This is a genomic window from Hungatella hominis (assembly GCF_014288005.1).
In the GTDB taxonomy this organism is placed as follows: Bacteria; Bacillota; Clostridia; order Lachnospirales; family Lachnospiraceae; genus Hungatella; species Hungatella effluvii.
On the sequence record NZ_JACOPB010000027.1, the window covers coordinates 23148 to 36824 of the forward strand.

Here is a 13677-nt window from a genome sequence, read left to right on the forward strand (position 1 = left end):
GGAAACAAAAAAATTTCCATAATATGCAATAAGAAGACAGCATCCTGCATTAACTTAGTAGAAAGGAAATCGACTCCATGTTGTTTATGGGTATGATGAGCCTTGATGGGCCGGAAGACTACGGCCGGTTAAGCGATGAGGTGCTCCTTAATAAGGTTGGAACGGGAGACCAGGAAGCGTTCAGACAATTATATCAGAATACAGACCGGTCAATTTACGGGTTTATCCTGTCTATTGTAAAGAATCCCCAGGATGCCGAAGAGATCATGCAGGAGACCTATATAAAGGTATGGACTTCCGCTGCGGGTTACAAGTCCCAGGGGAAGCCGCTGGCATGGATGTTTACCATAGCCAGGAATCTATGCTACATGAAGTTTCGCAATCAGAAGCATGAGTCCGATATCGCATTTGAGGATCTGGAAGGCGAAGAGACAGGGGAAGTATGCCCGGAGATTGAACAGGCGGCGGATAAGCTGGTTTTGGCCGCGGCGCTCAAGATCCTGAAAGAAGAGGAGAGGGAGATTGTCCTTCTGCACGCGACTGCCGGGATGAAGCACCGGGAGATCGCAGCTTCATTAGGCATGCCTTTGGCTACCGTCCTGTCTAAATATAACCGTGCAATGAAGAAATTAGAAAATTATCTGACATAAAGATCAAGGAATAAAAAGAGAGGAGGAAGTGTTCATGTTTCACAAAACCGACAGACAACTGAACAGAGAACAGATAAAAGCGCATTTGAAGTCTGCGGTCATGGACCTGACTCCGAATGTATTGGATAAAATCGATTTGAGTGTGCCCCAGATGGCAGCGGAGGAGCTGCATGAGGAGGCGGGAAGAGCCGTGAGCTCCATCACTGTGATGCGAAAGCGGATGCGCGTGGTTGCAGCTCTGGCCGCAGCGTGCCTCTGTATGGTGGCAGTCGCCGGAGGCACATATACGTACCGCAACGGAAAAGTGGACTCCGTGATCGGCATCGATGTCAATCCCAGCGTGGAGCTGTCCGTGAACCGGAAGAACCGGGTGCTGGAGGCAGAGCCGCTGAACGAAGACGCGAAAGCTATTATGGAAGACATGAATCTAAAGGGTGTTGATCTCAATGTGGCGGTGAACGCGGTGATCGGTTCCATGGTGACCCATGGCTACCTGGATGATCTGGACAACGCCATTCTTGTAACTGTCTCTAACGACAGCGTCAGCAAGGCATCAGCCCTGCGGTCGTCGGTCGTGAATGATATTCAGAGTTCCCTGGAAGAAAATCAGGTGAAAGCCGTGGTATACGACCAGCAGGTCATCGAAGAGGATCATGTGAAGGCGCTGGCGGACGATTACGGAATATCCTATGGAAAAGCATATTTTTTGAAAGAACTGATCGATCAGAATCCGACTCTGACCATGGAGGACATGGAGAAGCTGGCTCCCCTGACCATGGAGGAGATTGCAAAGGAGATTACGGAGCGTTCCTATGCGGTAGGAGGCCACGCGGGTGTAAGCGAGGATATGACCACCACCGCCCAGACGACCACGCAGCCGGTCACGACAGTGCCTGTGACAACAGAGGCGACGGCAGAGGAAACGACGACGGCGGAGGAATCCGAGACCGAGACGGGGAATCAGACGACAGCGGCTCCGGTTCCGCAGACGACAGCGCCGGCTCCCACCGATCTGCCGGTGATGACGACAGAGGCGCCGACGACGGAAGCACAGGTGCCGGTCTCAGACGCGAAGATCAAGATCGATTACGTCGATTATGAGAATGGTGTGGTGACCGTTAATTTCAAGACAAAGGTAAAGTGGAAGAACCCCACCGTATCGGTAAAGGATGAGGGCGGAACCACGTATTCAGCCATGGTAGGCGATACGGACAGCTCCACCTGTGAGATCTACGTAAGCGGCCTGGAAGGCGGAACCTCATATACGTTCGTTCTCGGCGGAATATCCCCGAAGAACGGGAAGCAGACGACAGTGAAGGGAACCTTCGAGACTCCGGTAATCGGGGATGGCGATGCCAACGAGGAACCGGTAGTGCCGCCGGAAACTGAAGAAACAAAAGAAACGGAAACACAGCCTCAGACTACGGAATCGTCTGAGGCTTCTGCCACATCACCGGCCGAAACAGAATCCGTACCGGAGACGGAGAGCACTCAGGCCACTGAGCCTCCGACGGAAGCACCGACCGAACCACAGACCCAACCGCCGGCTGCTGCGACGTCTGCGGTGTAATGCGAACCCTGTCATTTGCTGCACACGAAATATGGTCTAAACTGTTTGATTTGAAGGAATAATAAAGAAAATAGAAAAAATATGGAAAAAGGGCTTGACGAGGAGAATATGGTATAGTATAATACAACCGTTGTGTTTATGGGCTATCGCCAAATGGTAAGGCAACGGACTCTGACTCCGTCATTTCAAGGTTCGAATCCTTGTAGCCCAGTTAAAAAGCTTTTAAGCATAAGATCTTGTGCTTAAAAGCTTTTTTATTTTCCAGGATTAGGGTGTCAAAAGGTCATTAATCTTTTGACACCCTAATCCTGGAAAATAAAAAAGAAGCTCCATATAGGAACTTCTTTCTCATATAATTTATTACGTCCAATCTTCTATCTGTAATCCGGTGACACGTGCAAACTCCCTTGTATTATTTGTCACAAGCACAAGGTTCTGTGATTTGGCATGTCCCGCGATTAACAAATCCATGGGGCCAATCGGCGTGCCTTTTTTCTCCAGTTCAGCCCTAATCTCCCCATAAACCTCCGCAGCGCGGCTGTTAAAATCTAAAACAGTAATTGCAGATAAAAATAAAGACATCGCAATGCGGTTTTTTTCTACGGCTTGGCTCTTTTCTACACCATGCATGAGTTCCGCGTATGTTATCACGGAGATACATAAGTCTTCAGGGTTCTGTGCCAGTACTTTTCTGATCACCGATTCCGGCTTGTTTTTTATAGCATAAATACAGATGTTTGTATCCAGCATGTATTTCATAAAACTTCCCTCTCCTGCTCTACAGAATCACCGCGCCCTTCATTCATAAAATCGTCAGAAAACAAACTCAATCCGCTTAAAAAACCGGCCCATTTATTTTCTGTCGGCATTAAAAGTACTACGTCTCCTATTTTATTAACTGCGACCTCCTCACCCTGGAAGCGATATTCCTTCGGCAGCCTTACGGCCTGGCTTCTACCATTTTCAAATAATTTTGCTGTCATCATTATGATACACCTCCTTATGGTTTAAGTATATACCACGATATATACTATGTCAAGGATACTGTATTGACATGATATTTTTTTGATAATTATCAGCGGTTTCTGAATTCACTCGGCTGAATTCCCGTATAACTCTTAAATGCACGGCTGAAGTAGAAGCCGTCTTTATAGCCGACCAGCTCTCCGATCATCTGGATCTCCATATCCGGATTGTTAAGGAGCAGCCGCTTGGCTTCGTTCATTCTCAGCTTTGTCAAATATTTGGACGGAGTTTCTCCCGTATATTTCTTGAATATTTTCCCCAAATACTCCGGCGTATAACCGAATTTCTCGGCCAGCTCCTGAAAGGAGACATCGTGCTGATAGTTTTCCTGAAGATATTTTTCCAAAAGCTCGCAGATGGACTTCTGATCCAGGGCGCTGTTCCTGGTCCGGTAGGTCTCCAGCTCCTCGGTCTCCGTCCCCATCGTGATCAGCAGTTTCTGAAGCGACTCGGAGAGCGCCTGAGCGGTCACCGGTTTCAACAGATAATCCCTGACTGCGAACTTGATGGCGGCCTGAGCGTAGGAAAAGTCGTCATAGCCGCTGAGGATGATGATCTTCACTCCCGGATGATTCTTGTGCAGATACCGGGACAGCTCCAGGCCGTCGCACTGCGGCATGCGGATATCGGTGATGACAAGGTCGGGACAGTCCTTTTCCACCTTTACGATAGCCTCCATTCCGTTGGCTGCCTCCCCAATCAGGGTAAGCGGCAGGTCCAGGGCTGTGATCTTTTTTATTAAGTTTTTGCGTATCAGGCTTTCGTCCTCCACGACCAGATACTTATAATGGGGGATGCTGCTCATGGTATTCCTCCTTTTAATGGTAAACAGGCCCGCCAAGGATAAAGATCGTCTTAAGCGGCAGTGTATTTTCGATTTCAAATACTGCCTTCTCTCCGTAAAGCAGTTTTAGCCGGAGATATACGTTCTTCAGTCCCATGCCTCCGATCTGCATGGATTTCAACTCCTCATTGAGGTTTAAGTTCCGGTACAGGTGAAGCAGTTCCTGCTTCTTCTCATCTTTTAGATTGCCGCCGTTGTCCTGGATTCGCAGCAGCCAGCGGTCGTGTTCGATGGAAGCGGAGATGGTGAGCTCCCAGGGCGGCTGTTTGTCGAAGGCGTATTTGAAGGCGTTTTCCACCAGCGGCTGGATGATCAATTTGGGAATGCAGATGTTTTCGGCCTCTTCCTCAATGGTAAAGGTGTAATGGAATTCCTCGGTGTAGCGCATCTGCATGATCTCTAAGTACCGTTTGGTGTAGAAGATCTCCTCTTTTAACGGAACGATCATCTCGCTGGAGGAGGAGATATACCGGAAATAGTCACACAGGGCCTGGCACATCTGAATGATGTCCTCATTCATCTCTTCCTCGGCCATGACGCTGATATTTGTCAGGCTGTTGTAGAGAAAATGCGGATTGATCAGCGATTGTGTGGCCTGCAGCTTGGCTCTCGTCTCCTCGCTCTGGGATAAGAGCACTTCCTGGGAGGTGCTGCGGAGTTTCTCATACATGCTGCGGATGGATTCGCACAGCATGGAAAGTTCTGTGATATTGCTGTCCGCGGAAGTCAGATTCACCTTATTCTCGTCCAGCACCCGGTTGATGGTGATCTTGCCGGTGGCCGCCGTCAGCTTCCGAAGCGGTGCGGTCAGCCGTTCTGAGATGTAGAAACAGATCAGGAGGGTGAGTAAAATGGAGAAAATACCGATCAGGGCGAACATTACCCGGAAGGTGTTAAGAGGCTCGTAGATGGCCGCTTTCGGCTTCGTTAAGATCACGGTCCAGTTATAGTCCGGCGTGGTCCGGTATGTAAAGAGAAGGTTCTCGCCTGCGTCGGTTTTTAAAAGCCTGCCGGTATTTTCCGGAAGGCCTCTGTGCTCAATCAGCCCATAGTAATCGGGTACAGCTTTCGTATCATTGTAGGGGTAGACCAGCTCTTTTCTGGAATTGTAAATGTAGACGCGGCTGTCAGGGTTCTGGTTTTCCAGCTGGGTCGCCAGAGAGAAGATGGTATCGCAGTCCTGTATGACCTCGACGATGCCTTCCGGCTGTCCTCCGGTGTCGAGAAACAGACGCACCAGGGATATGAACTTCTGAGAATCTTTATTGCCGCCCCTTGCAGGTAAATCCTTCTGCACTTCCGGATTGCTGATATACATGTGGCCGTTTTGCGCCATGGTCTCCTCGTACCAGGGAAGTGACTCCAAGTCTACGGAAGAGAGCAGCAGCCAGTATCCGGCCACGGAACCGTCCATGGTGTAGATCCGGACATCGGAGGCAGACTGATAGGCGCCGATGATTGCGGTGACGATATCGTGGATGGCCAGCGCCTTCTCACGGGAGGCCGCCAGACGGCGCGGGTCCGTTCCATACCTCTGATAGGAGGCTGAGAACTCTTTGAAATTGGACTTTACCGCGTTGGAGTATACGATATTCATGGAAATGGTCGATATGTTGTTTAATTGGGTTTCCACAGAATTTTCCACAGAGGCGCACATGTTTTCTAAATCTTTTCTCGCCTCATCCAGGGCATTTTTCCTGTAATGTGTGTAGGTGAAAAAGAAGAAAATCCCCAGCAGAAGCAGGATGAACAGGCCATATATGACAAAAAGATACATCTTTTGGGAATAATGCTTTGTCGTCTTTTTGATAAGAACGCCACCTCCCTTCGTGAGTGCTATTATACAATGTAGTTCAAAAAAATGCAAATGGTAGTTCGGAATTGTCTATTTTGTAAAAATGACTCTTATGTTATGATGAATTTACGCTAAAGGAAACGTATTTTATCGATAAAATATAGGCACAAAAGACAAGTGTGGAAAAAGAGTGAGAATCAGTTGAGAAAAGGAGAACAGATATGAAAAAGATGATAAAGAGAGCATTAAGCCTTTCTATGGCGGCGGTCATGGCGGCGGCAGTGGTGACGGGCTGTGGATCAGACAGCAATACAGGTGCGGAAAAGGATGGGAAGAAGAGCGTAACCCTGACCTTCGGCAGCCACCAGAGCGGTCTTCCGACATCGGGAATCGTCCAGGATTTAGCAAAGGAATTCGAAGCTGAGACCGGAATCAAAATCGACTTCCAGATTTCCCCCGACGCCCAGTGGAGAGACTTAATCAAGGTGAAGCTGGATTCCGGGGAGGCGCCGGATATCATCTGTGTGGATACGCCCATCGGTCTGGCCTCCAGCATTCACATGGACCAGTACAGTGCGGAGCTGACCGGACAGGAGTGGGTGAGCCGCATGGAAGACAGCGCCCGTTCGGCTGTCTCCGTGGATGACAAGGTATACGGCATCACCTTCCCGGGAGCGAAGATGTATTTCTATCTGTATAATAAAGACATATTCAGCCAGCTTGGACTGGAGGCGCCTGCTACATACGAAGAATTCAGGACGGTATGCCAGACCATTCAGGATTCCGGAACGACACCGGTCTATGAAGCCACCACAAACGGCTGGCATCAGGTACTTCCCCTGTTTGAGACCGGCGGATTATGGCTGGCCGATGATCCTGAGGTCTACAACAAGTTAAATGCGAATGAAGTGGATTTAGACTCCATTCCCCACTTACTGAACATCATCACAGAATTAGATGAGTGTGCAAAAGCCGGATACTTCGGAGATGACTACTTAAGCAACGCATGGGAGAATGCAAAAGAGGCCATAGCCACGGAGCGGTGTGCCATGACCATTGCCGAGCTGGGATTCCGCGGTGAGATCGAAGCCGATTATCCGGACTTCAAGGCGACAGAGAAGCTGGGGGCGTTCGTTATGCCGTGGGATGACAACAAAGCAGTCGGCGTCAATCCCGCCAGCAATGCCTACTTTATCAACAAGGACAGCAAATACGTGGAAGAGGCAAAACAGTTCTTCGAGTTCCTGGCGAAACCGGAAAACCTTCAGAAGCGTCTCGACGGACAGCCGGAATTGAGCGCACTCTGCTGGCCGGAGATTAAGAGCAAATACTCCGATGAGGACCAGAAGTTCTTAGATTCCCTCACAAAAGCCAACGTGGTGCAGACTTCTGTGAACTACATCGACAGCCAGTGGATGGATGTTGGAAAAGATTTGGAGGCAATGTATACCGGAGCCATGACGCCCCAGGATGTGCTGGATACGATCATGAGACGGCGTACCGAACAGGCGGAGCTGCAGAAGGACCCGGGCTGGGTAAAATAACGGCGGCGGAAAGGAGGTACGGTCATGAACAGAAACAAATTATATCCCTGGTACTTTGCCAGCGGCGCGGCGATTCTCTTTTTCCTGCTGTGCTTCCTTCCAGGTCTGCTGGGTATCGCATATTCGTTTACAGACTGGAACAATTTCAGCGATGAGATCAATTTTGTCGGCCTTACCAACTATAAAAAGATCTTTCAGGGCAATTCTGAGTACTTGAAATATATCGGCAACACCGTGCTGTTCACGGTTGTTACCACAGTCATGAAGACGGTTGTCGGCCTTGCGCTGGCCCTTCTTCTGACCCAGAAGTTTATCAAATGCAAGAATTTCCAGCGCATGATCATCTTTTCCCCACAGGTCATGTCGTATCTGGTGGTAGGCCTCGTGTTCCGGAGCATGCTCCATCCGACCACCGGCTTCTTAAACAATTTTCTGAGGGGAATCGGGCTTGACGGGCTGGCTAAAAACTGGCTGACCGATTTAAGTCTGGTGTTCTCGACGGTCATGACCGTGGATACCTGGAAGGGCATGGGCTACATCATGGTTGTCGTCATCGCCGGGCTGATGTCCATCTCGCCGGAGTACTACGAGGCGGCCAGCATCGACGGCGCCAATTTCTTCCAGAAGCTGTGGGATATCACGCTACCCTTATTAAAGCCGGTTCTTGTCAATGTAACGGTTTTAAATGTTACATACGGCCTGCGCGTATTCGATATGATCTATTCCCTGACAAACGGAGGCCCGGGAAACGCTACAGGCGTAATCAACACAGCTGTTTACAAGGAATTCTCCAAGGGAGATTTAGCTATGGGCACCACGCTGTCCAGCGTCCTGTTTTTCTTTGTGCTGGCGCTGCTTTACTTTATCATCAAATCCATGGAAAATAAGGAGGTGGAAGCATGATGGGAAGAACCGGCAGAACTATCGGCCGTGTGGCCGGAAACCTGATCTCGATCGTAATCAGCCTGATCGTCATTATCCCGCTGGTGGTGCTGTTCTTAAATTCCTTTAAGACCTCAGCCGAGGCCAACCGGATGACGCTGTCACTCCCGACGAAATGGGTATTTGAAAACTATGCTACCGTCATTGAACAGGGCAAACTTGTGTCCTCCTTCTTCAACGGACTCCTCTATGCGGCCGGCAGCGTAATCATCGTAGTCGGACTGGTTGCGGCAGCAGCCTTCGTCATATCCAGAAACCAGAAGGGCGTCAACCGTTTTCTATATTACTTTATCATCTCCGGCATCGCCATGCCGATCAACAATGTAGCTTTGATGAAGGTCATGCAGGCGTTTCATCTGGTCAACACCAGAATCGGCATCATTCTCTTATATGCCGCGATCAACATACCGCTGAGCCTGTTTCTGGCCTACGGCTTTGTGGCGACGATTCCGCGTGAGATCGACGAGGCGGCGGTCATCGACGGATGCAAGCCGTGGCAGCTCTTCTTAAAGGTGATTGCGCCGCTGTTGAAACCGATTGTTTCCACGCTGTTTGTGCTGGATTTCATGGCAGTATGGAACGATTTTACCATGCCGCTGTATTACTTAAACAATTCCAGAAAATGGCCCATGACGCTTGCCGTCTATAACTTCTTCGGGGCCTTCCAGAATTCCTGGAACCTGGTGGCGGCGGATATCATGCTGACGCTGGTGCCCGTGCTGCTGGTCTTTATTCTGGGGCAGAAATACATAGTGGGCGGTGTGTCGGCCGGATCTGTCAAAGGTTAAAACAGAGCCGTTAAAGACGGCTGAAAAAAATAAGCCTGCAAGGAGGAGGAACGAATGACAATGCAGAAGATCTGGGATCTGATCCGGGAAATGACCCTGGAAGAGAAGATCGGGATGATTCATGGACAGGGGATTTTCCATACGAAAGGTGTGGAGCGCCTCGGAATCCCGCCGCTCTGGATGTCGGACGGCCCCATGGGGGTCAGAAAGGAACTGCAGGACGACAACTGGGCGCCTAAGGGGACGACGGACGATTACGTGTCCTACCTTCCCAGCAATACGGCCATCGCCTGCACCTGGAACCGGGAGCGGGCGGCAGACATGGGATGCGTGCTGGGGCAGGAGGCCAGGGGACGTGGAAAGGACGTGATCCTGGCTCCGGGAATCAATCTGATTCGTTCCCCACTCTGCGGCAGAAATTTTGAGTACATGAGTGAGGATCCCCATCTGATCTCGGAAATGGCAGTTCCGCTTATCCGGGGCATTGAGGAGCAGGATACGGCGGCCTGTGTGAAGCATTTTGCCTTAAACAATCAGGAGACACGCAGGCTCGATGTGGAGGCTGCCGTGGATGAGCGGGCGCTCAGAGAGCTCTATCTCCCCGGCTTCGAGGCCGCGGTGAAAGAGGGAAAGACAAAGACGCTGATGGGAGCCTACAACCGGTTCCGCGGAGAACACTGCTGCCATAACCATTACCTGCTGCAGGACATTCTCCGCGGGGAATGGGGCTTTGACGGCGTGGTCATATCCGATTGGGGAGGCGTCCACGACACGATGCAGGCCGCGGAAAACGGACTGGACATCGAGATGTCGGTGACCAGTGATTTTGATCAGTACTGCATGGCGGACCCGCTGGCGGAAAAGGTCCGATCTGGAGAGGTCCCCGAGGCGCTGCTGGACGAGAAGGTTAAGAATATCCTGGTTCTCATGGATCGGCTCCATATGCTGGACGGCGTCAGAAAGAGAGGCTCCTATAACACGAGGGATCATCAGGAGGCAATCCTCAAATGTGCCGAAGAGGCGATTGTGCTGTTAAAGAATGAAGGCGGGATTCTTCCGCTGAAGCCAGTGAAATGCCTGGCGGTAATCGGGGAAAATGCAGGGAAGATGCATTCTGGCGGCGGCGGCAGCGCGGCGATCAAGGCGCTTTACGAGCTTACACCGCTTATGGGACTTAAGATGGAGCTGGGCGGAGCCGTCAGCGTAGAGTATGCTCCAGGCTACCAGAGCGACGGTGAAAAGTCGGCGGAACAGGAAAACTGGCAGGCGGAGAGCCTGGAGGAACGGGCCTATAAGGCGTCATATAAGGGAGACGGAAGCGATGCGGCGGAGAAACGCCGCAGAGAACTCATAAGGGAAGCCGCAGCCCTGGCAGAATCCTGTGAAAACGCCGTTTTGTTTATCGGGCTGAATCACGAGTTCGATCTGGAGGGATGCGACCGGACGGATATGAAGCTTCCTTACGGACAGGAGGAACTGATCTCCGCTGTCCTGGATGCCAATGAGAATACGGTCATCGCAGTCACAGCCGGTTCTCCGGTGGACATGGAGGTCTTTGCCGACCGGGCGAAGGCCATTGTATACAGCAGCTACAATGGAATGGAAGGCGGCCTGGCCATGGCAGAGGTCCTTCTCGGCAGGGTGAATCCTTCCGGCAGGCTTCCATTTACCATCCCGAAGCGGCTGGAGGACTGCCCGGCCCATTCCGTCGGAGAGTTTCCGGGCGGTGATTCCGTTGCCTATCGGGAAAGCGTCTACGTTGGCTACCGGTATTACGAGACGGAGCGAAAAGCGGTCCGTTACTGCTTTGGCCACGGATTGTCCTATACGGAGTTTTCCTATGGGGATTTAAAGCTGGAGCGGCGGGAAGACGGCATCTATGGTACTGTGACGGTGAGAAACTGCGGCTCTGTGGCTGGAGCGGAGGTCGTGGAGATTTACGTCGGCGCAGCCGGAAAGACTGTCAAACGGCCGGCCAGGGAGCTTAAGGGATTTGTGAAAGTCCACCTTCAGCCGGGCGAGGAGCGCGCCGTGGATTTCCGGCTTCCATGGAAAGCATTTTCTTACTACAATGAGGAGAAAATGACGTTCGAAGTGCCGGAGGATGAGTATTCGGTCTGCGTGGGGCGGTCCGTTGGTGATGTGCGGCTTGTTCAGACCGTTGAAATTAAAGAAAACGATGCATTAGGAGGAAAAAGTCGATGAAATTCACAGAAGGATACTGGTGTACCAAAAAGGAAATCACTCCGCTTTACGCGGCAGAATTCGCGGACAGCCGGATACATGGGGATGAACTCATAGTCTATGCGCCGGGAAAGCATATTACGGGAAGAGGGGACTGCCTGAATCTGGGGATGCTCACCATTTGTCTCTCCAGTCCAATGGAAGATGTGATCAAGGTTTCCGTGAGGCATTTTGAGGGAACCGCTTACCGCGGCCCCTTCGCCGGGATTAAGGAGACCGCCCCTCATGTGACAATCGAGGAAACAGAGGAGGAAATCCGCTATCAGAGCGGCCGCACATCTGCGGTTATCGATAAGAGGCCGAACGGCTGGGGAATCCGTTTCCTCGATGGAGACCGGGAACTGACCAACACCGGATTCCGCAACATGGCTCATATGACTAACCGGGATACGGGAAAAACCTATATGGTGGAGCAGCTGGCTATCGATGTGGACGAATGCATCTATGGACTTGGTGAGCGGTACACCCCATTTGTGAAGAACGGCCAGATGGTGGAAATGTGGAATGAGGATGGCGGAACGGCCAGCGAAATCACCTACAAGAATATTCCGTTTTATATTACCAACAAGGGGTATGGCGTGCTTTTGGATCATGAGGGGGATGCCGCCTATGAGATTGCCAGCGAAAAGGTGGAGCGCCTGCAGTTTTCCGTAGAAGGGGAACGGCTCGATTACTACGTGATTAACGGTTCCACCCCGAAGGGAACTATATCCAAATATACGGAGCTGACCGGCAAACCGGCGCTGCCTCCGACCTGGTCCTTTGGACTTTGGCTTACCACCTCCTTTACGACCAATTACGATGAGGAGACGACCTCCGGTTTTATCCAGGGCATGGCGGACCGAGATATACCGCTGCACGTGTTCCATTTTGACTGCTATTGGATGGAAGCGTATGAGTGGTGTAATTTTACGTGGGATCCCAGGACATTTCCGGATCCGGCCGGTATGCTGAAACGGTATCACGACCGGGGATTAAAGATCTGTGTGTGGATCAACCCGTATATCGGACAGAAATCTCCGCTGTTCCATGAGGGCATGGAGCATGGCTATTTAATCAGAAAGACGAACGGGGATGTATGGCAGACCGATATGTGGCAGGCCGGTATGGGACTGGTAGATTTCACCAATCCGGACGCGGCCGCATGGTATCAGGGAAAGTTAAAGACGCTGCTGGACATGGGCGTAGACTGCTTTAAGACGGATTTTGGTGAGAGAGTTCCAGTGAAGGATATCGCTTATTTTGACAATTCCGATCCGGTTAAGATGCACAATTACTATACGTTTCTCTATAATCAGACCGTATTCCAGCTTCTGGAACAGGAGAGAGGAACAGGGGAAGCCGTGCTGTTTGCCCGTTCTGCGACCGTGGGAGGACAGCAGTTCCCGGCTCACTGGGGCGGTGACTGTTCGGCGACCTATCCATCCATGGCGGAAACCATCCGGAGCGGCCTCTCTCTGGCCTGCGCGGGCTTCGGCTTCTGGAGCCATGATATCAGCGGTTTTGAAAATACGGCGCCGGCCGATATCTATAAAAGATGGTGCCAGTTTGGCCTTTTAAGCTCCCACAGCCGTCTCCATGGCTCTTCCTCCTACCGCGTGCCGTGGCTGTTTGATGACGAAGCCTGCGACGTGCTTCGGAAGTTTGTGAAGCTGAAATGTGCTCTGATGCCGTATCTCTACCGTCAGGCGGTAAAAGCCCATGAAGAGGGAATCCCGATGATGCGTCCGATGTTCGTGGAATTCCCGGAGGACCGGGCCTGCGAGCCGCTGGATAAGCAGTATATGCTGGGCGATTCCCTGCTGGTGGCCCCGGTATTTAAGGAATCCGGCGAGGTGGAATACTACTTACCGGAGGGAACCTGGGTGAACTTGCTTACCGGAAAGACCGTCGCGGGAGGCAGATGGCAGAAGGAGACACACGATTACTTCTCCCTGCCGCTCATGGTGCGCCCCGGCAGCATTGTGGCAGTCGGACGGGAGAGCAGCAGACCGGATTACGCGTATGCGGAGGGAGTCAGATTCCTTCTGTATCTCCCGGAGGATGGAATGACCGCGGAGACCGGCGTAACGGACTTAGAAGGCCACGTGGTGATGACCGCAGCGGCCAGCCGGGCAGATGGAACAATTACGCTTCGGGTGGAAAGAACCGCCGCGGCTGCTTCCGAAGGCGGTTCGGCAGACTTTTCAACAGACGTTTCAGCGGGCTTTACGTTTGAGGTCCTGGGAGACGAAAAAGTGGAAGTGGTGGTTGCATAATGCGTTTACTCTTTTC

The 13677-nt window shown here is 51.5% G+C and carries 11 protein-coding genes and 1 tRNA gene; 8 read left to right on the forward strand and 4 right to left on the reverse strand.

What is annotated here, in order from left to right; translation table 11 throughout:
- The first annotated feature begins 77 nt into the window (after nucleotides 1-77).
- From H8S75_RS29990 to H8S75_RS30000, 3 genes are all read left to right on the forward strand, one after another.
- Entirely contained in the window at nucleotides 78-650 is a 573-nt protein-coding gene (locus H8S75_RS29990) for an RNA polymerase sigma factor (RefSeq protein WP_002602284.1), read from the forward strand.
- A 34-nt stretch (nucleotides 651-684) separates the two neighbouring features.
- Complete coding sequence (locus H8S75_RS29995; RefSeq protein WP_187024636.1) at nucleotides 685-2220, forward strand: anti-sigma-I factor RsgI family protein; 1536 nt, start codon at nucleotides 685-687, stop codon at nucleotides 2218-2220.
- Between the two features lie 139 nt (nucleotides 2221-2359).
- Nucleotides 2360-2431, forward strand: a tRNA-Gln gene (locus H8S75_RS30000).
- Nucleotides 2432-2580: 149 nt separating this feature from the next.
- Here the strand turns inward: H8S75_RS30000 and vapC are convergent.
- From vapC to H8S75_RS30020, 4 genes are all read right to left on the reverse strand, one after another.
- A complete protein-coding gene (vapC, locus tag H8S75_RS30005) occupies nucleotides 2581-2979 on the reverse strand; it encodes a type II toxin-antitoxin system tRNA(fMet)-specific endonuclease VapC (protein WP_187024637.1) in 399 nt (132 codons plus the stop codon).
- Nucleotides 2976-3206 carry a type II toxin-antitoxin system antitoxin VapB gene (vapB, locus tag H8S75_RS30010; protein WP_187024638.1) on the reverse strand — a complete coding sequence of 77 codons (231 nt, stop codon included), beginning with the start codon at nucleotides 3204-3206 and terminating at the stop codon, nucleotides 2976-2978. Before vapB ends, vapC begins: the two co-directional genes overlap by 4 nt.
- A gap of 89 nt (nucleotides 3207-3295) precedes the next feature.
- Entirely contained in the window at nucleotides 3296-4051 is a 756-nt protein-coding gene (locus H8S75_RS30015; RefSeq protein WP_187024639.1) for a response regulator transcription factor, read from the reverse strand.
- Between the two features lie 13 nt (nucleotides 4052-4064).
- Nucleotides 4065-5867: a cache domain-containing sensor histidine kinase gene (locus H8S75_RS30020; RefSeq protein ID WP_187024640.1), complete on the reverse strand. Its 1803-nt coding sequence runs from the start codon at nucleotides 5865-5867 to the stop codon at nucleotides 4065-4067.
- Between the two features lie 239 nt (nucleotides 5868-6106).
- Between H8S75_RS30020 and H8S75_RS30025 the strand changes: the two genes are divergently transcribed.
- Genes H8S75_RS30025 through yicI form a run of 5 tightly spaced genes read left to right on the forward strand, consistent with a single transcriptional unit; the run spans nucleotide 6107 to nucleotide 13661 of the window.
- Nucleotides 6107-7429, forward strand: a complete 1323-nt coding sequence (locus H8S75_RS30025; protein WP_187024641.1) for an ABC transporter substrate-binding protein — start codon at nucleotides 6107-6109, stop codon at nucleotides 7427-7429.
- Nucleotides 7430-7453: 24 nt separating this feature from the next.
- Nucleotides 7454-8332 carry a carbohydrate ABC transporter permease gene (locus H8S75_RS30030; protein ID WP_187024642.1) on the forward strand — a complete coding sequence of 293 codons (879 nt, stop codon included), beginning with the start codon at nucleotides 7454-7456 and terminating at the stop codon, nucleotides 8330-8332.
- Nucleotides 8329-9159 (forward strand): carbohydrate ABC transporter permease, encoded by an 831-nt coding sequence (locus H8S75_RS30035; RefSeq protein WP_432764211.1) that lies wholly within the window; start codon nucleotides 8329-8331, stop codon nucleotides 9157-9159. Before H8S75_RS30030 ends, H8S75_RS30035 begins: the two co-directional genes overlap by 4 nt.
- Nucleotides 9160-9213: 54 nt before the next feature.
- The gene (locus tag H8S75_RS30040; RefSeq protein WP_187024643.1) at nucleotides 9214-11364 is read left to right on the forward strand and encodes a glycoside hydrolase family 3 C-terminal domain-containing protein; all 2151 of its coding nucleotides are present in this window, start codon (nucleotides 9214-9216) and stop codon (nucleotides 11362-11364) included.
- Nucleotides 11361-13661 carry an alpha-xylosidase gene (yicI, locus tag H8S75_RS30045; protein WP_187024644.1) on the forward strand — a complete coding sequence of 767 codons (2301 nt, stop codon included), beginning with the start codon at nucleotides 11361-11363 and terminating at the stop codon, nucleotides 13659-13661. Before H8S75_RS30040 ends, yicI begins: the two co-directional genes overlap by 4 nt.
- The last annotated feature ends 16 nt before the right edge of the window (nucleotides 13662-13677 follow it).

Bases quoted from the DNA above. Each gene is read 5' to 3' on its own strand.
- H8S75_RS29990 (WP_002602284.1), top strand. From the start codon at position 78: ATGTTGTTTATGGGTATGATGAGCCTTGATGGGCCGGAAGACTACGGC.
- H8S75_RS29995 (WP_187024636.1), top strand. From the start codon at position 685: ATGTTTCACAAAACCGACAGACAACTGAACAGAGAACAGATAAAAGCG.
- vapC (WP_187024637.1), bottom strand. From the start codon at position 2,979: ATGAAATACATGCTGGATACAAACATCTGTATTTATGCTATAAAAAAC.
- vapB (WP_187024638.1), bottom strand. From the start codon at position 3,206: ATGATGACAGCAAAATTATTTGAAAATGGTAGAAGCCAGGCCGTAAGG.
- H8S75_RS30015 (WP_187024639.1), bottom strand. From the start codon at position 4,051: ATGAGCAGCATCCCCCATTATAAGTATCTGGTCGTGGAGGACGAAAGC.
- H8S75_RS30020 (WP_187024640.1), bottom strand. From the start codon at position 5,867: ATGTATCTTTTTGTCATATATGGCCTGTTCATCCTGCTTCTGCTGGGG.
- H8S75_RS30025 (WP_187024641.1), top strand. From the start codon at position 6,107: ATGAAAAAGATGATAAAGAGAGCATTAAGCCTTTCTATGGCGGCGGTC.
- H8S75_RS30030 (WP_187024642.1), top strand. From the start codon at position 7,454: ATGAACAGAAACAAATTATATCCCTGGTACTTTGCCAGCGGCGCGGCG.
- H8S75_RS30035 (WP_432764211.1), top strand. From the start codon at position 8,329: ATGATGGGAAGAACCGGCAGAACTATCGGCCGTGTGGCCGGAAACCTG.
- H8S75_RS30040 (WP_187024643.1), top strand. From the start codon at position 9,214: ATGACAATGCAGAAGATCTGGGATCTGATCCGGGAAATGACCCTGGAA.
- yicI (WP_187024644.1), top strand. From the start codon at position 11,361: ATGAAATTCACAGAAGGATACTGGTGTACCAAAAAGGAAATCACTCCG.